Source organism: Pseudomonas sp. SWRI111, from assembly GCF_014268555.1.
Lineage (GTDB): Bacteria > Pseudomonadota > Gammaproteobacteria > Pseudomonadales > Pseudomonadaceae > Aquipseudomonas > Aquipseudomonas hamedanensis.
The window spans coordinates 78,753-96,708 of sequence record NZ_JABWQQ010000004.1; the positions used below are offsets into that span (position 1 = coordinate 78,753).

18 protein-coding genes are annotated in these 17,956 nt (G+C 59.6%); 8 read left to right on the forward strand and 10 right to left on the reverse strand.

The features are described 5' to 3' along the window. The 4 genes from proB to rplU all read right to left on the reverse strand — a co-directional run bounded on the left by proB (position 1) and on the right by rplU (position 3,281). The gene (gene proB / locus HU755_RS07270; RefSeq protein WP_186546870.1) at positions 1-1,119 is read right to left on the reverse strand and encodes a glutamate 5-kinase; all 1,119 of its coding nucleotides are present in this window, start codon (positions 1,117-1,119) and stop codon (positions 1-3) included. Positions 1,120-1,256: 137 nt separating this feature from the next. Beyond that, positions 1,257-2,480 (reverse strand): Obg family GTPase CgtA, encoded by a 1,224-nt coding sequence (gene cgtA, locus HU755_RS07275; protein WP_186631078.1) that lies wholly within the window; start codon positions 2,478-2,480, stop codon positions 1,257-1,259. A 193-nt stretch (positions 2,481-2,673) separates the two neighbouring features. After that, positions 2,674-2,931: a 50S ribosomal protein L27 gene (gene rpmA / locus HU755_RS07280; protein ID WP_003176049.1), complete on the reverse strand. Its 258-nt coding sequence runs from the start codon at positions 2,929-2,931 to the stop codon at positions 2,674-2,676. A gap of 35 nt (positions 2,932-2,966) precedes the next feature. Beyond that, positions 2,967-3,281 (reverse strand): 50S ribosomal protein L21, encoded by a 315-nt coding sequence (gene rplU / locus HU755_RS07285; RefSeq protein WP_007950961.1) that lies wholly within the window; start codon positions 3,279-3,281, stop codon positions 2,967-2,969. Positions 3,282-3,521: 240 nt separating this feature from the next. Between rplU and HU755_RS07290 the strand changes: the two genes are divergently transcribed. The 3 genes from HU755_RS07290 to HU755_RS07300 all read left to right on the forward strand — a co-directional run bounded on the left by HU755_RS07290 (position 3,522) and on the right by HU755_RS07300 (position 5,490). Further along, positions 3,522-4,490 carry a polyprenyl synthetase family protein gene (locus HU755_RS07290; protein WP_186546869.1) on the forward strand — a complete coding sequence of 323 codons (969 nt, stop codon included), beginning with the start codon at positions 3,522-3,524 and terminating at the stop codon, positions 4,488-4,490. 197 nt (positions 4,491-4,687) lie between these two features. After that, on the forward strand, positions 4,688-5,029 hold the full coding sequence (locus tag HU755_RS07295; protein WP_186546868.1) for a zinc ribbon domain-containing protein YjdM: 342 nt from the start codon (positions 4,688-4,690) through the stop codon (positions 5,027-5,029). Positions 5,030-5,232: 203 nt separating this feature from the next. Beyond that, positions 5,233-5,490 carry a hypothetical protein gene (locus HU755_RS07300; protein WP_186546867.1) on the forward strand — a complete coding sequence of 86 codons (258 nt, stop codon included), beginning with the start codon at positions 5,233-5,235 and terminating at the stop codon, positions 5,488-5,490. A 131-nt stretch (positions 5,491-5,621) separates the two neighbouring features. Here the strand turns inward: HU755_RS07300 and HU755_RS07305 are convergent, their stop codons facing one another. The 3 genes from HU755_RS07305 to HU755_RS07315 all read right to left on the reverse strand — a co-directional run bounded on the left by HU755_RS07305 (position 5,622) and on the right by HU755_RS07315 (position 7,292). Then, positions 5,622-6,239: an FKBP-type peptidyl-prolyl cis-trans isomerase gene (locus tag HU755_RS07305; protein WP_016773117.1), complete on the reverse strand. Its 618-nt coding sequence runs from the start codon at positions 6,237-6,239 to the stop codon at positions 5,622-5,624. A gap of 120 nt (positions 6,240-6,359) precedes the next feature. Beyond that, the gene (locus tag HU755_RS07310; protein ID WP_186622419.1) at positions 6,360-6,665 is read right to left on the reverse strand and encodes a DUF6482 family protein; all 306 of its coding nucleotides are present in this window, start codon (positions 6,663-6,665) and stop codon (positions 6,360-6,362) included. Positions 6,666-6,803: 138 nt separating this feature from the next. After that, positions 6,804-7,292, reverse strand: coding sequence for a TIGR00645 family protein (locus HU755_RS07315; RefSeq protein WP_090286455.1), 489 nt, complete (start codon positions 7,290-7,292; stop codon positions 6,804-6,806). A 165-nt stretch (positions 7,293-7,457) separates the two neighbouring features. On the opposite strand from HU755_RS07315, the gene HU755_RS07320 reads away from it, so the two are divergent. Then, positions 7,458-9,287: a hypothetical protein gene (locus HU755_RS07320; RefSeq protein ID WP_186631080.1), complete on the forward strand. Its 1,830-nt coding sequence runs from the start codon at positions 7,458-7,460 to the stop codon at positions 9,285-9,287. On the opposite strand, the gene HU755_RS07325 is transcribed toward HU755_RS07320, so the two are convergent. Both HU755_RS07325 and HU755_RS07330 read right to left on the reverse strand, forming a co-directional pair. Then, entirely contained in the window at positions 9,284-9,604 is a 321-nt protein-coding gene (locus HU755_RS07325) for a hypothetical protein (RefSeq protein WP_186546864.1), read from the reverse strand. The genes HU755_RS07320 and HU755_RS07325 overlap by 4 nt on opposite strands. Positions 9,605-9,930: 326 nt before the next feature. Beyond that, positions 9,931-12,369 carry a Lon protease family protein gene (locus tag HU755_RS07330; protein WP_186631082.1) on the reverse strand — a complete coding sequence of 813 codons (2,439 nt, stop codon included), beginning with the start codon at positions 12,367-12,369 and terminating at the stop codon, positions 9,931-9,933. Positions 12,370-12,668: 299 nt separating this feature from the next. Here HU755_RS07330 and HU755_RS07335 point away from each other — a divergent pair, with 299 nt between their 5' ends. The 4 genes from HU755_RS07335 (at position 12,669) to HU755_RS07350 (ending at position 16,394) form a co-directional block, all read left to right on the forward strand. After that, entirely contained in the window at positions 12,669-13,157 is a 489-nt protein-coding gene (locus tag HU755_RS07335) for a DUF3015 domain-containing protein (RefSeq protein ID WP_186546862.1), read from the forward strand. Positions 13,158-13,399: 242 nt separating this feature from the next. Beyond that, on the forward strand, positions 13,400-15,253 hold the full coding sequence (locus HU755_RS07340; protein ID WP_186631084.1) for a DUF4105 domain-containing protein: 1,854 nt from the start codon (positions 13,400-13,402) through the stop codon (positions 15,251-15,253). Positions 15,254-15,473: 220 nt separating this feature from the next. After that, positions 15,474-15,830: a hypothetical protein gene (locus HU755_RS07345; protein ID WP_186631086.1), complete on the forward strand. Its 357-nt coding sequence runs from the start codon at positions 15,474-15,476 to the stop codon at positions 15,828-15,830. A 69-nt stretch (positions 15,831-15,899) separates the two neighbouring features. Next, complete coding sequence (locus HU755_RS07350; protein ID WP_186622423.1) at positions 15,900-16,394, forward strand: GreA/GreB family elongation factor; 495 nt, start codon at positions 15,900-15,902, stop codon at positions 16,392-16,394. Here HU755_RS07350 and gdhA read toward each other — a convergent pair. Continuing rightward, positions 16,391-17,728 carry an NADP-specific glutamate dehydrogenase gene (gene gdhA, locus HU755_RS07355; RefSeq protein WP_186631088.1) on the reverse strand — a complete coding sequence of 446 codons (1,338 nt, stop codon included), beginning with the start codon at positions 17,726-17,728 and terminating at the stop codon, positions 16,391-16,393. The two genes, HU755_RS07350 and gdhA, sit on opposite strands and share 4 nt — an antisense overlap. Positions 17,729-17,956: the final 228 nt, after the last annotated feature.

The following is a 17,956-nucleotide window of genomic DNA, read 5'->3' on the forward strand; positions in this document are numbered from 1 at the left end:
TTAGACCAGAATCAGGTTGTCACGGTGAACCAGTTCCGGCTCCGCCATGTAACCGAGCAAACCGACAATCGCATCCGACGACTGACCGATGATTTTTTGTGCTTCCAGCGCACTGTAGTTGGCCAGGCCACGGGCGATCTCACGACCGTCCGGCGCCACGCAAACCACCATTTCGCCACGACGGAAGCTGCCCTGCACCAGCTTGACGCCGACCGGCAACAAGCTCTTGTTACCCTGGGACAGCGCCGACACTGCGCCATCGTCCAGCACCAGCGTACCGCGGGTTTGCAGATGCCCGGCCAGCCACTGCTTGCGCGCCGCCAGCATGCCACGCTCAGGCGAGAGCAAGGTGCCGATGCGCTCGCCAGCCTTCAGACGGTCAAGCACTCGCTCAAGACGCCCACCGACAATAATCGTGTGCGCCCCGGAACGTGCCGCCAGTCGCGCCGCGCGCAACTTGGTCTGCATGCCGCCACGCCCCAGCGCACCGCCGGTACCGCCCGCCACCGCATCCAGTGTCGGATCATCGGCGCGCGCCTCAAAAATCATCTTCGCATCAGGGTTGTTGCGCGGATCGGCATCGAACATGCCGTCGCGATCCGTGAGGATCACCAGCAGATCCGCCTCAACCAGGTTGGCCACCAGCGCCGCCAGGGTATCGTTGTCGCCGAAACGGATTTCATCAGTGACCACGGTGTCGTTTTCGTTGATCACCGGGATGACTTTCAGCTCGACCAGTGCGCGCAAGGTGCTGCGGGCGTTCAGGTAGCGCTTGCGGTCGGACAGGTCGTCGTGGGTCAGGAGAATCTGCGCGGTGTGCCGGCCATGCTCGGCGAAGCTCGATTCCCACGCCTGCACCAGCCCCATCTGACCAATTGCGGCGGCCGCCTGGAGCTCGTGCATCGCACTGGGTCGCGCGGTCCAGCCCAAGCGGCTCATGCCCGCCGCCACTGCACCGGAGGACACCAGCACCAACTCGACGCCCGCCTCGTGCAAGGCCACCATCTGCTCGACCCAGACACCCATTGCCGCACGATCCAGCCCTTTGCCATCAGCCGTCAGCAACGCGCTGCCGATCTTCACGACCCAACGCTGCGCACCTGTCACCTTGCTCCGCATCATCTTCAACCTTAGCTTGAGGACAGCGCGACCCAGCGCTGCCCGTGACGTTAATCGTGGTTATTGGTGACCAACGATCGATTTCCGGATACTAAAACGCCGCTCGATTGAGCGGCGTTCAAGTTTATCGCAACAGATCAGTCACGCACGTAAATGATTTCCGGACCGTCTTCGTCATCCACATCTTCTTCGTCCCAGTCATCGTCGCCGATGTCATGGACCGACTTCACGCCGCTGCGACGCAGGGCACGCTTGTCATCCAGCGCTTGCAACTGCGCACGCGCCTCGTCTTCGATGCGCTGATCGAGATCGGCCAGCTCTTCCTTGTACGCAGGGTCTGCGGCCAGACGGTCGGCACGATCTTCCATGTAACGCATGATGTCGTGGCACAGACGCTCGGTACCGATCTTGGCGATGGCCGAGATCACGTAAACCGGGCCGGTCCACTCCAGACGATCAACGACTTCCTTGACCCGGGCATCGTGCTCTTCTTCAAGAATCTGGTCGCATTTGTTCAGCACCAGCCAGCGATCACGCTCAGCCAGCGACGGGCTGAACTTGATCAGCTCGTTGACAATCACTTCTGCCGCGTCCGGAGCACTGGAGTCGTCCAGCGGCGCCATGTCGACGAGGTGCAGCAGCAAACGCGTACGCGCCAAGTGCTTGAGGAAGCGAATACCCAGGCCGGCACCGTCGGAAGCGCCTTCGATCAGACCCGGAATGTCGGCAATGACGAAGCTTTTCCAGCGATCGACACTGACCACACCCAGGTTCGGCACCAGCGTGGTGAACGGGTAATCGGCGACTTTCGGCTTGGCAGCCGACACCGAACGGATAAAGGTACTTTTACCAGCGTTCGGCAAGCCCAGCAGACCGACGTCGGCCAATACTTTCATTTCCAGCTTGAGATCGCGCTGCTCGCCCGGCTTGCCCGGCGTGGTCTGACGCGGCGCACGGTTGGTACTGGATTTGAAACGAGTGTTGCCCAGACCGTGCCAGCCGCCCTGCACCACCATCAGTTTCTGACCAGCCTTGGTCAGGTCGCCGATGACTTCCTGAGTGGCAGAGTCGATCACCGTGGTGCCGACCGGCACACGCAAGATCAGGTCTTCACCCTTCTTGCCGGTGCAGTCGGTGCTGCCACCATTGGAGCCACGCTCGGCATCGAAGTGACGGGTATAACGATAGTCGACCAGGGTGTTGAGGTTTTCGTCGGCCATCATGTAGATGGAACCGCCGTCACCGCCGTCACCGCCGTTCGGGCCACCGTTTTCAATGAATTTTTCACGGCGGAAACTCATGGCGCCATTGCCACCGTCGCCAGCCTTTACACGAATCGATACTTCATCAACAAACTTCATAACCAACGCCTCTCGCCGTACGGACGAGCCGAAAAACAATCAAGACATAAGACTCTTGCAAAAATGAGCGCAGCGACCCCAAAACACGACCTGCATCGCACGCCGACAGCCCATACAAACAGCTTTGCAAGAGACTCACCCCACAAACGAAAAAGCCCCGTCGCGAGACAGGGCTTTTCCAGCGATCTCGCAGTTAGGCTGCGACAACGCTCACGTAACGGCGGTTGAACGCGCCTTTTACTTCAAACTTGATCACGCCTTCGATTTTCGCGAAGAGGGTGTGATCCTTACCCATGCCTACACCGTAACCGGCGTGGAATTGGGTGCCGCGCTGACGCACGATGATGTTGCCCGGAATGATTTTCTGGCCGCCATACATCTTGACGCCAAGGCGTTTGGCTTCTGAGTCGCGACCGTTACGGGTACTACCACCAGCTTTTTTGTGTGCCATGAGTTCAATTCTCCTAGTGAGGAATTAGGCTGTAATTAAGCCTGAATACCGGTGATTTTGATCTCGGTGTACCACTGGCGGTGGCCCATACGCTTCATGTGGTGCTTACGGCGACGGAACTTGATGATGCGGACTTTATCGTGACGACCTTGGGAGATCACTTCAGCCACAACGGTAGCGCCAGCAACAACTGGAGCGCCGATATTCACGTCGTCGCCATTGGCAACCAACAGAACGCGATCAAAGGTAACGGATTCGCCGGTAGCGACTTCCAGTTTTTCGATCTTCAGGTATTCACCTGGGGCGACCTTGTATTGCTTGCCGCCAGTAACGATTACTGCATAAGACATGGTATTTCTCCGATAATCCTGCTCACCCAGCTCTTTATAGGAAGAGGTATTGGCTGGCATGGCTGCATGGGGCTGGATGGCCCGCTAGCAATTGCGTAAGGCAGGTGCTGCCCAGGAAGTTCAGGGTGCGCGATTGTACGCAAGCCGCCGTACGCTTGCAAGTAGCCGTCCATCGCGCCTTGACAGGTCCGGATGGGGGTCCTAGCATGCCGCGCAACCCTTCTGGAGCGACTCTCGCTGATGCAACCCCAAGCTTTCTACCGCGCGGTGGCGGACGATTTTAGCGCCGTCGACGGCATCATCAAGAAGCAGCTGACGTCTCGAGTGCCGCTGGTATCGAAAATCGGCGATTACATCACCTCGGCTGGCGGCAAACGCCTGCGTCCTTTATTAGTGTTGCTGTGTGGCAAGGCCCTGGGTCGCGAAGGCGACGATCTGCGCCTGCTGGCCGCCACCATCGAATTCCTGCACACCGCGACCCTGCTGCATGACGACGTCGTCGACATGTCCGGCATGCGCCGTGGCCGCTCTACCGCCAACGCCATGTGGGGTAACGCTCCAAGCGTGCTGGTCGGCGACTTCCTTTATTCGCGCTCGTTCGAAATGATGGTCGAGCTGGGCTCGATGCCCGTGATGAAAATCCTCTCCCAGGCCACGCGCATCATCGCCGAGGGCGAAGTGTTGCAACTGTCCAAGGTGCGCGACGCCAGCACCACCGAAGAAACCTACATGGAAGTCATCCGCGGCAAGACCGCGATGCTCTTCGAGGCCTCGACCCACAGCGCGGCGGCCTTGTGCGAGGCAAGCCCTGAACAGGCTGAAGCCTTGCGTACCTTCGGCGATCACCTGGGCGTGGCCTTCCAACTGGTCGACGACCTGCTCGACTACAAGGGTGACGCAGAAACTCTCGGAAAAAACGTCGGCGACGATCTGGCCGAAGGCAAGCCGACCCTGCCGCTGATCTACACCATGCGCGAGGGCACGCCTGAGCAGGCGGCGCTGGTGCGCCAGGCAATCCAGAAAGGCGGGATCGAAGATCTGGAGAGTATCCGCATCGCCGTCGAAGCCTCTGGTTCGCTGGAATATACCGCGCAACTGGCTCGCGATTACGTAGCCCGTGCGATCAAATGCCTCGAAGCACTGCCGGCCAGCGAATATCGCGATGCGCTGGTGGAACTGAGCGAGTTCGCGGTCGCCCGCACGCACTGATTCTGCCCTTTGTGGGAGCGGGCTTGCTCGCGAATGCGATTAACCAGTCGACTTCAATGTTGACTGAACTGACGCCTTCGCGAGCAAGTCGAGTCGTCGCACCGTCGCTCCCACAGTTGTTTCTGCGCAATGCCCTCCTTCGCGTTAAACCCTATATAATGTGCGACTTTTAGCGACCCCCACGCCAAGGAGCCTTAGTGAGCACGTTGCCACCCTGCCCGAAATGCAATTCCGAATACACCTACGAAGACGGTAGCCAACTGGTCTGTCCGGAGTGCGCCCACGAGTGGTCCGCCAGCGGCGAAGCCGAAGTAGCGTCCGATGATGCAGTGAAAAAAGATTCGGTCGGTAACGTTCTGCAGGACGGCGATACCATCACCGTGATCAAGGACCTGAAGGTCAAGGGCACGTCCCTGGTGGTCAAGGTCGGCACCAAGGTCAAGAACATCCGCCTGTGCGACGGCGATCACGACATCGACTGCAAGATCGACGGCATCGGCCCGATGAAACTCAAATCCGAGTTCGTCAGAAAAGTCTGAGCCTTGCGTCATCCATCCCGCGCCAGCCGTGGGATGGAGCTTCGCCTTCCCCGCTTTGCCTCAATGAATCCCTGTTTTGCCCCCTCGCGAGCAGGCTCGCTCCCACAGGACTCCCGCAGAAAAAATCACGATCCGCCAATAGGCACTTGCTATTTGATGAATAAGAATTATTCTCATTGAAACCTTTCAAGGAGATGAGACCCATGACTTATTTGATCGACGCCTGGCTGGATCGCCCACACCCCTACCTCAGAATCCTTCATCGGGAAACCGGAGAGGTCTGTGCGGTGCTTGAAGAAGAAGCCCTGCATGAATTGCAAGACCAGGGGGATCTGGACGTCAGCAGCCTGAACTCCAGCGAGCCGCTGGTGCTCAAGGAGCTGGTGCGCAATCTGTTCCTGTTCTGCTATGCCCGGGCGTTGCGCCCGACCACCGAGCTGCACAACAAGATCGAAATATGAAACGCGGTCAAAACTGTAGGAGTGAGCCTGCTCGCGATAGCGGTGTGTCAGATAGCCAATCAACAACTGACACACCGCGTTCGCGAGCAGGCTCACTCCTACATTGGCCTGCCATCAAGGCAGGCTCGGTATTACAGAACGTCCAGCAGCTCGACGTCGAATACCAGAACGCTGTGCGGCGGGATGCTGCCAACGCCTTGAGCGCCGTAAGCCAGTTCGCTCGGCACGTACAGACGCCATTTGCTGCCGGCATTCATCAGTTGCAGGGCTTCGGTCCAGCCAGCGATCACGCCGCCAACCGGGAATTCTGCAGGCTGGCCGCGCTCATAGGAGCTGTCGAACACGGTGCCGTCGATCAGCGTGCCGTGGTAGTGAGTGCGAACCTGGTCTTCACGGGTCGGCTTGGCGCCGTCGCCCTGGGTCAGCACTTCGAATTGCAGGCCGGAGGCCAGGGTGGTGATGCCGTCACGCTTGGCGTTTTCAGCCAGGAATGCCAGACCTTCGCCAGCAGCCGCTTCAGCCTTGGCTGCTGCTTCGGCCTGCATGATTTCGCGGATGACCTTGAAGCTGGCGGACATTTCTTCCTGGCCAACACGGCTTGGCTTGCCGGCGAAAGCGTCGGTCAGACCGGCCAGAATCGCGTCCAGGCTGACGCCCGGTGGCGGGTTGTCGCGCAGCTGGTCACCCAACTGACGGCCGATACCGTAGCTGACGCGGGTTTCGTCGGTGGACAGATTTACTTCGGACATGACACTGCTCCGCTGTGCGGACGGCCACAAGACTTGCCGTGCGTGCACAGCGCGTCCCGGCGCGCCCGGAACCAAAAGGGCGAGCAGACTAGCACAGATACCCAGGCTTTGGGGCCGTGCCTACAGGGCCGAGCGCCAGGCCAGCGGTACTTTCAGACTTTCATTGATGCCACCGCCCAGGCCACACATTTCATCGTGCACCGAGGTATGGACCAGATTGAAGGGCAGCACCGGAAAAGCGTGCAACATGTCCCGCGCATGCTCGACCGAACGCAGGGTGAGGGTTTTCCCCAGCGGACCGTTCAACGGATATGCCGCCCCGTGCATCCGCGCTTCAAGCAGATAGATCCCGCCTTCCATGGAGATCAGATTCAATTCATCGACCTTGCCGGCGATGGCAAACGCATTCAGCTCTTGCAGGTTCATGAGCGCACCTCACACCGTTGGCGAATCGTACCGTTACAGGGATAGGCCGACGTGCCTCAAAGCACAAGCCACAAACGAAACCGCCCGTCTGTTTCGCAACAGACGGGCGGTTTCCTTGCAGCCTTGATCGATTGTCGATCAGTGCTTGGTGACCTTGTCGAGGTAACCCATGGCGAATGCCGAGATCACAAACGTCATGTGAATGATCACGTACCACATCAAGTGCTCGGGATCGACGTTCTTGGCATCCATGAAGATGCGCAACAGGTGAATCGAGGAAATCGCCACGATCGAGGCGGCGACTTTCATCTTCAGCGACGAGGAGTCCATGGTGCCCAGCCAACTGAGCTTTTCTTTGCCCTCGTCGATGTCCAGTTGCGAGACAAAGTTCTCGTAGCCGGAAATCATCACCATTACCAGCAGACCGCCCACCAGCGCCATGTCGATCAGCGACAGCAGCACCAGAATCAGTTCCGATTCGGCCATCGCAAACACGTTGGGCAGGATATGGACGATTTCCTGGAAAAACTTCAATGCCAGCGCCAGCAGACCGAGGGACAGGCCGATGTAGATCGGCGCCAGCAGCCAGCGCGTGGCGTACATTGCATTTTCGATAAAGCGTTCCATTGAATCTCACACAAGGGGGCTGGAAATGGCGGCGAGTATAACAGTCCCCTGTGACAGCCAGAAACCGCCGAAAAATCCGCCACCTGCGGGCGTGTGTGTGACAAAGTTTTTCTGCTAGTGTCCAAGTCATCGACAGCCCAGCGACAGTGGACAGGACGCGTGGAAATGGATGTGCGATTGCCAATGACGACCGCCGGAATCTGCCTTGCCCTGCTGATGGGCGGCTGCTCGCCCGGCGATGAAAAGCAGGTGGCGAAGCTCGAGGAACAAACCGCCACATTCGAACAGTCACTGGACGCCATCGGCGATCCGAAGCTCAAGGACGCGATCACCGAACTCGGCGGTTCGCTGCTGTTGCTGGAAAGAGCCCAACTCAAGCTCGATGACATCGCGCCGCACACCGAATACGGCGCAGACGCCCTTGCCGTGCTAAAGCACTACCCTACTCCACAGGCGTTGGTCGATACGTTTATCAATGGCCTGTTCGTGCTGCACAAGGACGCCAGCTCCGATTACCTCACCGATCTGCAACCCGTGTTCCCCTTCAACCTGAACATCCCCGGCGGGTTTCTGTTCCCCCATGGCATCGAGTGGCGTTCGGTGACGCTGAGCAACAAACGCGTCATTGCCTTTCAGCCAGAGTGGTCGGAAACCGATCCCGGCATTCAGCTCAGCCCTTCCAGTTCCAACGTAACCAACCCCGATGACCTGACGGTGACCTACCCGTTCATCGACGGCCTCAACGTGGACAAAAAAAGCCTGCCGCAGCCGGTCAGCCTGCAAGGTGAGGTCGAAGTCATCGCGCCACGGCGCCTGTACAGCTTCGACCTGACGCACAAAGACGTTGGCCAGACTCGCACCCACGATAACCTCAGCGTCAAACTGCTCAAACTTGAAAAGAACTACGCCGAGGTCGAAGTCAGCAACAGCCTGCCGCTGGCCCCGGAAGTCGCCGAGACGCGCATCAATCCGCTGATTGTCCAGGCCCGCGACGCCAGCGGCCAGTACCTGGTACGCGCCGGTGCGATCAACGAAAGCCCGGAGCAGGTCGCGTTCTACCGCAAACAACTGGCGCAGTTGCAACAGCAAAAGAGCTGGAGCGATACGCTGGAAAAACAGCTCGGCGACGATCAGCAAGCCTTTGAAAAAGCGCATCCGCGTCGCTACAACAAGGTTTACTTTCACGGACCGATCGAAACGCTGGAAGTCAGCGTGCTCGATTTCTCCGCGGCGACGGTAACGCGCAAAACCCTGGACCTGCCGATTCGCACCTTCAACCCGCACACCACCGCAAAAGCCGTTCAGCCGTTGGACCTGCCGGTAGTGGTTTACGACGATCTGGCCGCAAACTGGCTCAAAGGCGCGGACCTGACGGAGGAGCAACTGAAGGCTGGCGTGCGTATCCATCAATCGGTGGAAGAGCCGAGCGCGGCGCGCATCGAGTTTTCCCACCGCCGCACCTTCAATGACGAATTGCTTGGCGATGAACTCAATCCCGGCGTCAGCCCGGTGACATTCTTTACTGAAAAGCGCGGCGGCAAACTCGACGAGCCGATCGAACTGCCGCCCGAGGCGTATCAGGTCGATCCGCTGCAAGCGACCATTACTTACGATCTGAACCTGTTCCCGGAAACCCCGGCGATTGCCGTGGGCTCGATGCCGTTGTTTCTGGCCACGATCGCAAAGCAGTCCCATGACGCCAATTCACTGCCTAAGGGCCTGGCGATCAAGGACAACACCCTGGTGGTCGACCTGAAAGCGTTCCCGGCCAACGAGTGGCGTTTTTTCGTCAAGGATGACAGCGGCCACTATCTCAAGCAGATGCTGTCGGTCAGCCACGACGCCAGCGCAGAAGGCCCGGCGTTACTCGGCGTGCACTATTTCTATGGCCACCCGACCCGCGTGGAAACCTACCAGCGCACCGACCTGACCACCGTGCAATACGGTTTCGAGGTCAAGCTCGACAAGGCGCCGGTGGACGAAGCGGCCCCTTAACCGTTGAGACTGCGCCCGCGGCCGCCATTGATCTGCCGCAATTGAGCTTGCAGGTGAAGACTCCAGATCTGCGGATCATCGGCCAGTTCGTAGCCATGCAGGGTCAGGCTTTCGACGATGGTGTCGAGAATCGACTCGGCAGCGACCGGCCCATGGAACGGGCCCTGGGCTTTGATCGCGGAAGGTTGTTCGCCGGCCATGCCGGCGGCGAAGAGCAGCGTCCACAGGCCGTTATCGCCGGCCAGCGGCTTGACGGCGCATTCGATCCGGGTCACCAGACCCAGGCATTGACGGGTGAGACAGAGGTTGCGCGACATGGCGGCGACCCTCGGTGAAGCCGGTATTCAGCCCCCACGGGAGGACTGGCTCGATCCAGTGATACTGTCGATATCCTTGACCTGAGAATAGAAGAAAAGTGTCCGGCGCACGCCAAATGAAACCAGAAGGCGCCGAATGGTCATTGTGTGAAGTTTGACGCCAGAGTAGTGGCGTTTTCCCCGAAGATCACCACAAAAAACAATCGAGGCAAAACAACTGTGGGAGGGGGCTTGCTCCCGAAAGCGGTATGTCAGGCAACAGATTCGTCAACTGATAGACCGCTTTCGGGAGCAAGCTCCCTCCCACAGGGTTCACTGCAAGCCTGTCAAGCCGGTTTCGCTTCGGCGAGGGCCTCCTGCGCCAGTTCTTTCTCGGCCTCCTTCAAGTCCTCTTCGCTGATCATCTCGGCAATGTCGCGCAGGCGCTCGACCACCCGTGCATTGATGCTGCCTTCCGGGAATTCGCCGTCAGCGTTTGGCTCGCCCGCCGGTTCGCCGGCCAGCAGGCTAAGCGCCTCGTCGGCCTGACGCACGGCGTAGACATGGAACTGCCCGGCACGCACCGCCGCCAAGACTTTTTCATCGAGCATCAGCGTGGCGACGTTGGCGTGCGGGATGATCGCGCCCTGCTCGCCGGTCAGCCCGCGAGCTTCGCAGAGGCGGAAGAAGCCTTCGATCTTCTCGTTGACTCCGCCGACCGCCTGCACTTCACCGAACTGGTTGATCGAACCGGTAATCGCGAAGCACTGCTTGAGCGGGGTTTTCGACAGCGCCGAGATCAGCGTGCACGCCTCGCCCAGCGACGCACTGTCGCCATCGACGTAACCGTAGGATTGCTCCAGCGCGATGCTTGCGGAAATCGCCAGCGGGAATTCCTGCGCATAACGGCTGCCCAGGTAGCCAGTGAGGATCATCACGCCTTTGGAGTGGATCGGCTGGCCGAGGTTGACCTCGCGCTCGATGTCGACAATGCCGCTGCCGCCCGGGTAGACCGTGGCGGAAATCCGCGCCGGCACCCCGAATGCCGAGTCGCCGACCTCAAGCACCGTCAGCCCGTTGCACTTGCCGACCGCCGCGCCGTCGGTGTCGATGAGGATGATTCCGGCAAGCATGTCGTCGAGAATCCGCGCCGATACGCGCCCAGTACGGGTGGCCTTGGCTTTCAGGGCGCGTTCGATGTGGCCGGCATCGGTCATTTCATCGCTGGCCAAGTGGCGAATGAAATCCGCCTCGCTGACCAATTGGAACAGGTCGCCAATGCGCGCCGACAAACGCCCCTGATGCTCGGCCAGCCGCGCGCTGTAGGTCGCCAGGCGCGCCACCGCATCGGCAGTCAAAGGCGCCATGCCTTCTTCCGAGGTGCGGGTTTTCAGCAACTGGGCGAACTGCTCGAGGCTTTCGTCGACCATCGGAATGTCTTCGTCGAAGTCGACCAGCACGCGGAACATTTCCTGGAAGTCCGGATCGAGGTCCTGCAGCGTGTAATACAACTGACGCGCGCCGATGATGATGACTTTGACCTGCAACGGAATGTGCTGCGGGTTAAGGGTCACGGTGGCAAAACGGCCCATCTCGCCCAGCGGCGATTCCATTTTCAGCTTGCGCGATTGCAGGGCGCGCTTGAGCGCATCCCACACGAACGGCTCGCTGAGCATTTTTTCCGCTTCCAGAATCAGGAAGCCGCCGTTGGCCCGATGCAGTGCGCCCGGGCGTAGCTGCCGATAGGTGGTGTAGAGCGCGCCCTGGTCGGTGGTGTACTCGATGCGGCCGAACAGGTTTTCGTAAGTAGGGTGCGGTTCGAATACCACCGGCGCGCCACCGCTGGCCGGATGACCGACCACCAGGCTTGGCGCGTATTGCTCCTCCAGCAGCTTGCGCGCCACCGCGTCAGTCTTGCTGTCGTCGACCAGTTGCTCGACCACGGTTTTCAACAAGTAAACCTGCATCGCCTGCAAGTACCCGCAGACGGCAGCGTTTTCAGCGTATTTTTCCGACAGCGGCGCCAGCAATGGCTGCAAGGCCAGGGTGATGGTTTCTTCGTTGAGCTGGCGCAGTTGATTGTTTGACTCACGCTTCCACTGCGGCAGGCTTGCGAGTTCTTCGTTCAGGCGCTCTTCGAGGCCGGAAATATCCGTGTGAAAACGCTCGCGCTCGGCTTCCGGCAACTGGGCAAACTCGGCTTCGTCCAGCGCTTTGCCTTCAAGCATCGGCGTGAAGGCGATGTTGCTGCTGTCGCGGTACAGGGCGACGTCTTTTTCCAGGGCCAGGCGCTCGATGATGTCGAGGGCCTTGTCGTAGCGCTGGTTGAAGGCGCGGTCGATGGCGCTTTTCTTCTGCTGGTAGGACGGATGCTCGAAGACCGCCGGAAAAGTCGCCAGCAGGTTGTCGATAAGACCGTTGATGTCGCCTATGAACGAGGCGGCGGTGCCGGACGGCAACTCCAGTGCGCGCGGTTCGCGCGGCTCATCGAAATTGTTCACGTAGACCCAGTCTGCCGGGGTCTGCAGGCGCTTGCCTTCGGCCTTCAGGTAGCGTTTGACGAACGAGAAGCGCCCGGTGCCGGGCTCGCCCATGACGAACACGTTGTAACCGGGGCGTGGCATGGCCACACCGAACTGCAAGGCTTCGACCGCACGTTCCTGGCCGAGCACACCGCGAAAGGGCTCCAGATCATTGGTGGTAGTGAAGCTGAACTGTTCAGCGGAAAACGGACGAGTCAGCGCTTCGGGCGCAAGACGCAGGCTGGCAGCAACAGGATCAGGCATCGGGCTTCCTTAACAATCAGGCGGGGCAAGTAGCGGCATTCTGGCGCTGCCCGTGCCCCACTGGCAAGGCGCGCCACCAACAAAGCATAGACAAGTGGCCGGGCCTGCGACGCGCCCCTTGAAACCGGGGTTTATTCCAAATATTTTGTAAAAAATCACGGAACCGCTGGAACGTGCCTAAACTCCAAACTGCGCGGCTGGAACTAATACCGGCCCCCTGACACTTTTGGCGCTGTCGCAGACCGCGTCAAAAGGGCCAGAACCCTGTCCATTGGTATGCACATAAAGAGAACAAAGCTATGAAACGGATTCTTCTCGGTACTCTCTTCACCGCTGTATCCATCAACGCAATGGCGCAAGCCCCGGGCGGCCCGGATTGCGGTTGGGGCAACATGCTGTTCGAAGGTCAGCGTGGCACCCCGGCGCACTTCCTTGCTTCTACCACCAACGGCACTTCCGGTAACGCCACGTTCGGTATGACTTCCGGCACCAACGGTTGCTCGACCAACGCGTCGCTGACTTATGGCGGCAAGTCCTGGTTCGCCATGAATGGCATGATGAACGAGCTGTCCGAAGACATGGCCAAAGGCAACGGCGAAGCGCTGACGACTTATGCCGTGGTACTGGGCGTAGCACCGGAAGATCGCGCGCACTTTGCGCAAGTGACTCACCAGCACTTCCAGCAGATCTTCAGCAAAGCTGACGTGACCGCTGAAGACGTGCATACCAACACCCTGGCGGTACTCAAGGCAGACCCACGTCTGGCCAAGTACGCAACTCAGGCTTAAGCTCGACCCCACCCGCTTCTTTCGGGAAGCGGGTTTTTATTTTGAATGCGGTCTGTGGCGAGGGGATTTATCCCCGTTCGGCTGCGAAGCAGTCGTAAAACCTGTGCATGCGGTGTATCTGATGCATTGGGGACACAGCTTATGGGGCCGCTTCGCAGCCCAGCGGGGATAAATCCCCTCGCCACAGGGTGCAGTGATCACCCCCGATCCGGGTTTTATTTTCTTTCGATAAGTTGCCACTTATGCTCAAACGCCTTGCCTGGCTGGCGCTCTGTGTCTGCGCCCCGCTGTCCGCCGCGCCTCACATCGACCCTCAACGTTTGCAGCAACTGGCCAACGACCGCTTCTGGATTTCCCTCGGTCATTACGAAACCGCCAAGCTCGGCGGCTGGCGCAGTTATGTCAGCGATAAAAAGTTCTTTCTGGCGCCCGATGGCAACGAGCATCCCGAGCGCGAACTCGCCGCCACCGTGCAGGCGTTGTACGCCCCGGCCAGCCTCGGCGAGCAACACGCGCAATGCGTTTACCCGGCGCGTACGCGCTGGCTGAAGGCGCAGCTCAACCTGACCGATCTGCCGGCGCCGGCCTGCGTCGAATACAAGAAATGGTTCAAGGACGTCTCGCCGCACAGCGCAGTGATGATTTTCCCGGCGGCGTATCTCAACAGCCCTTCGTCGATGTTCGGCCATACCCTGCTGCGCATCGATCAGGCCGACGTGCAAGCCGACAAGACTTCGCTGCTCAGTTACGCAATCAACTTCGGCGCCTATATCGAAGGCTCCGACAACAGCATTCTCTATGCCTGGAAAGGCCTGATGGGCGGCTACCCCGGGCTGTTCGCGCTGGTGCCCTATCAGGAAAAACTCTCCGAGTACCGCAGCCTGGAAAACCGCGACCTGTGGGAATACCGGCTCAACCTGACTCAGGAAGAAACCGCCCGCATGGTCGAGCATGTGTGGGAGTTGAAGCAGATTCAGTTCGACTATTTCTTCTTCGATGAAAACTGCTCGTATCGCTTGCTCGAACTGCTGCAAGTGGCGCGGCCGAGCCTGCGCCTGACCGAACAGTTCCCGCTGACCGCGATCCCCACCGACACCGTCAAAGCGGTGAAAGAGGCCGGACTGGTCGAGCACATCGAATACCGGCCGTCTCGCGAGCGTGAATTGCTCAGTCGCGCCGAGCCGTTGAGCGACGACGAACAGCAGTGGGTGCTGAAAGTCAGCGCCGATCAACAAGTATTGCAGGAGGCGACGTTCAAAGCGCTGCCCCGTGATCGTCAGGCGTTGATCGTCGATGCCGCCTATCGCCTTGAGCGTTACCGCGCCAACGGCCAGGAGCGCGACCCGCAACGAGCGCAGCGCAGTTTCGAACTGTTGCGCGCGATCAACAAAAATCCGGCACCAGAGCTGGACATTCCGCAGCCCGGTTTGCCCGAAGACGGCCATGAATCCCGCACTTGGCAGGCAGGCCTCGGTACTCGTGGCGATCGCGCGTTTGGCGAGTACGGCTTGCGCATGGCTTATCACGACCTCAACGACAATGCTGAAAGTTTCCCCCTCGGTGCGCAGATTGAAATCCTGCAGTTGAAACTGCGCCAGTACGAAGGCAACGACTGGCAGTTGCAACAACTGGATCTGGCGACCATTCGTTCGCTGACACCGCGCAACGAGCTGCTGCAGCCGTGGTCGTGGCAAGTCACCGGCGGTCTTGAGCGGGTGCCCGGCAAGCATGATGACGAAACGCTGGTCAGCCACGTCAACGGCGGCGGCGGCGGTACGTGGCAGTTAGGTGAAGACGTGCTCGGGTTTGCCCTCGGCACGGTGCGGGTGGAACACAACAATGACTTCGCCGAATTCGTCTCCCCGGCGGGCGGTTTCAACACGGGCGTGCTGTGGAAAAACCCGCTGGGCAACTTGAGCCTGGAAGCCAAGGGCGATTATTTTTTCAACGGTGAAGTGCGCCGCAGCCTGAGCCTGAATCAGCAGTGGGAACTGTCGCGCAACCTGGGATTGCGTTTGAGTGCGCAGCGCGAGTTCAGCCAGCTCGCCAGCCCGGAAACGGAAGTCATGCTTGAAGTGAAGTGGTATCACTATTGATCCAGAACACAGCACAAATCCCCCTGTGGGAGCGGGCTTGCTCGCGAAGGCGTCGTGTCAGGCAACTCAAATATTGACTGACCCACCGCTTCGCGAGCAAGCCCGCTCCCACATTTGGATTTGTGCTGTTCAACAAATTACTGACATGCCTTTCACCAGCGCCCGACCAATCCCCTTCTAGACTTTCCCTATCAGCCGAAAACCGGCGCGGGAGAATGCGATGTGGCGGTGCGTGGGTTTGTTGAGCGTTTTGCTGGCGCTGGGCGGTTGCCAGACCACCCATGAAGATCTGATCGCCAAGGGTTATCCACCCGCCTTCGCCGACGGCTTCGATGACGGTTGCATCAGTGGCCGCCAGGCGGCCGGCTCAATCAGCGGCGAATTTCGCAAGAACGTGCCGCGCTATCTCAAGGACAAGCAGTACGCCGAAGGCTGGAGCGACGGTTTTCGCCAGTGTCAGGCGATGCTCGAAAACCGCGATCGCGAGCAATATCGCAACGAGCATTGGGACGAACGCGAGCGTGCCTGGCAACAGCAGAAAGTTCAGGACGCCGGGCGGGCTTATCGCTCGCCCTAGGTCGCTGACAGACATCCGGTGAAACCAAATACCTGCGAGCATGGCCCAAACCTCATAGAGGAGGACACCATGAGCCGCGCTTTTGTTAACGAAGATAACGCCGCCGCACAAGCCGATCAGCCCGTCGAGCGTCAGGTCAGCACGCAGCCCAATTACGTCACCCCACAAGGGCTGGCGCAATTGCAGGCGAAAGTCGCCGAGCTGCAAACCTTGCACGCCGAGCAAACCGCCAGGGGCGAACAGGCCGACAAACAGCGGCTGGCGGATTTGCAACGGGATCTGCGCTACTTCACTCAGCGCCTGAGCAGTGCCCAAGTGGCGCTTGCCGCGACCTCGACCGACAAAGTGCAGATCGGCAGCCGGGTGACTTTCGCCGACGAACACGACACGGAACATCGTGTGCAACTGGTCGGTGAAGATCAGGCCGACGCCAGTCAGGGCCTGATCAACTGGGCCTCACCGCTGGGCCGGGCCTTGCTCGGCGCCCGGCGCAACGATGAAGTGTTGTGGCAGCGTCCTGCCGGCGATCAACTGATTGAAGTGATCCGCATCGAACCGGCTTAAACCACGCCCTGGGCCAGCATCGCGTCGGCGACTTTGACGAAACCGGCGATGTTCGCGCCCTTGACGTAATTGACCTGGCCGTTTTCTTCGCCGTAATGCACGCAGGCGTGGTGGATCGACTGCATGATCGCGTGCAGCTTGCTGTCCACCTCGCCCGCCGTCCACAGCAGCCGCATGGCGTTTTGCGACATCTCCAGACCGCTCACCGCGACGCCGCCTGCATTGGAAGCTTTGCCCGGCGCAAACAAAATCCCGGCCTCGATAAAGATATCCACAGCCGCAAGCGTAGTCGGCATGTTCGCGCCCTCGGCCACACAGACGCAGCCGTTGCGCAGCAATGTGCGTGCGGCGTCGGCGTCGAGCTCGTTCTGCGTGGCGCATGGCAACGCGATGTCGCACGGCAGCGACCAGGGATGCTGTGCGGCGCGGAACTCCAGACCATGAGCGTCCGCCAGTTCACTGATGCGCCCGCGTTTGACGTTCTTCAATTCCAGCAGCGCCCGCCACTGCTCCTCGGTCAATCCGGCTTCGCAATACAACGTACCTTCAGAGTCGGACAGGGAAATCACCTTGCCGCCCAGGTCCATGACCTTGCGCGCCGCGTATTGCGCGACGTTGCCGGAACCGGAAATCGCCACGCGTTTGCCCTCCACGCTCAGCCCGCGTCGCTTGAGCATTTCCTCAGCGAAATACACGCAGCCAAAACCGGTGGCTTCCGGACGGATCAGGCTGCCGCCATAGGTCATGCCTTTGCCCGTCAGTACACTGGTGAACTGGTTGCTCAGGCGTTTGTACTGGCCGAACAGGAACCCGATCTCCCGCGCGCCGACACCAATATCGCCGGCCGGTACGTCAACGTCGGCGCCGATGTGGCGATACAACTCGCTCATGAACGCCTGACAGAAACGCATAACCTCGGCGTCACTCTTGCCCTTCGGATCGAAGTCCGACCCGCCCTTGCCGCCGCCCATGGGCAGCGAAGTCAGGGAGTTCTTGAAGGTCTGTTCGAAGGCGAGGAATTTCAGCACGCCCATGTTCACCGATGGATGGAAACGCAAGCCGCCCTTGTACGGGCCGATGGCGCTGTTCATCTGGATACGGAAACCGCGATTGACCTGGACCTTGCCCAGATCGTCGACCCACGACACGCGAAACACCACCGCACGCTCCGGCTCGCAGACGCGCTCCAGAATCCCCGACGTCAGGTAATGCGGATTGGCTTCGAGAAACGGCCACAGACTGCGCAGCACTTCTTCGACGGCCTGATGAAATTCGGGTTGATCCGGGTCGCGTTTTTTCAGGCGCGCAAGGAAGGATTCGACGGATTCGATCATGGGCAAAAGTCTCGGCAAATTTGTTGTCGTTGGAGGAGATTGAGCCGGACTGTAACAAACGCATTGCGCACAGGAATAGAGCAAAATGTCGCAGTTATGAAATTAAATGGTGCACAGGATATAAATCAGCGGCGTTTTTGGGGGATTTTGCACCGGAACAGGGATTACCAATTCTGGTTTCGCACTATCAGGGATACCGCTATCGCGAGCAGGCTCACTCCTACAATT

Coding starts and splice junctions, on each gene's coding strand:
- HU755_RS07310 (WP_186622419.1), bottom strand. CDS start 6,665: ATGAACCTGCAAGAGCTGAATGCGTTTGCCATCGCCGGCAAGGTCGAT.
- HU755_RS07345 (WP_186631086.1), top strand. CDS start 15,474: ATGTGGCGGTGCGTGGGTTTGTTGAGCGTTTTGCTGGCGCTGGGCGGT.
- rplU (WP_007950961.1), bottom strand. CDS start 3,281: ATGTCTTATGCAGTAATCGTTACTGGCGGCAAGCAATACAAGGTCGCC.
- HU755_RS07290 (WP_186546869.1), top strand. CDS start 3,522: ATGCAACCCCAAGCTTTCTACCGCGCGGTGGCGGACGATTTTAGCGCC.
- cgtA (WP_186631078.1), bottom strand. CDS start 2,480: ATGAAGTTTGTTGATGAAGTATCGATTCGTGTAAAGGCTGGCGACGGT.
- HU755_RS07330 (WP_186631082.1), bottom strand. CDS start 12,369: ATGCCTGATCCTGTTGCTGCCAGCCTGCGTCTTGCGCCCGAAGCGCTG.
- HU755_RS07340 (WP_186631084.1), top strand. CDS start 13,400: ATGCTCAAACGCCTTGCCTGGCTGGCGCTCTGTGTCTGCGCCCCGCTG.
- gdhA (WP_186631088.1), bottom strand. CDS start 17,728: ATGATCGAATCCGTCGAATCCTTCCTTGCGCGCCTGAAAAAACGCGAC.
- HU755_RS07315 (WP_090286455.1), bottom strand. CDS start 7,292: ATGGAACGCTTTATCGAAAATGCAATGTACGCCACGCGCTGGCTGCTG.
- HU755_RS07350 (WP_186622423.1), top strand. CDS start 15,900: ATGAGCCGCGCTTTTGTTAACGAAGATAACGCCGCCGCACAAGCCGAT.
- HU755_RS07325 (WP_186546864.1), bottom strand. CDS start 9,604: ATGTCGCGCAACCTCTGTCTCACCCGTCAATGCCTGGGTCTGGTGACC.
- HU755_RS07335 (WP_186546862.1), top strand. CDS start 12,669: ATGAAACGGATTCTTCTCGGTACTCTCTTCACCGCTGTATCCATCAAC.
- proB (WP_186546870.1), bottom strand. CDS start 1,119: ATGCGGAGCAAGGTGACAGGTGCGCAGCGTTGGGTCGTGAAGATCGGC.
- HU755_RS07300 (WP_186546867.1), top strand. CDS start 5,233: ATGACTTATTTGATCGACGCCTGGCTGGATCGCCCACACCCCTACCTC.
- HU755_RS07320 (WP_186631080.1), top strand. CDS start 7,458: ATGGATGTGCGATTGCCAATGACGACCGCCGGAATCTGCCTTGCCCTG.
- HU755_RS07305 (WP_016773117.1), bottom strand. CDS start 6,239: ATGTCCGAAGTAAATCTGTCCACCGACGAAACCCGCGTCAGCTACGGT.
- rpmA (WP_003176049.1), bottom strand. CDS start 2,931: ATGGCACACAAAAAAGCTGGTGGTAGTACCCGTAACGGTCGCGACTCA.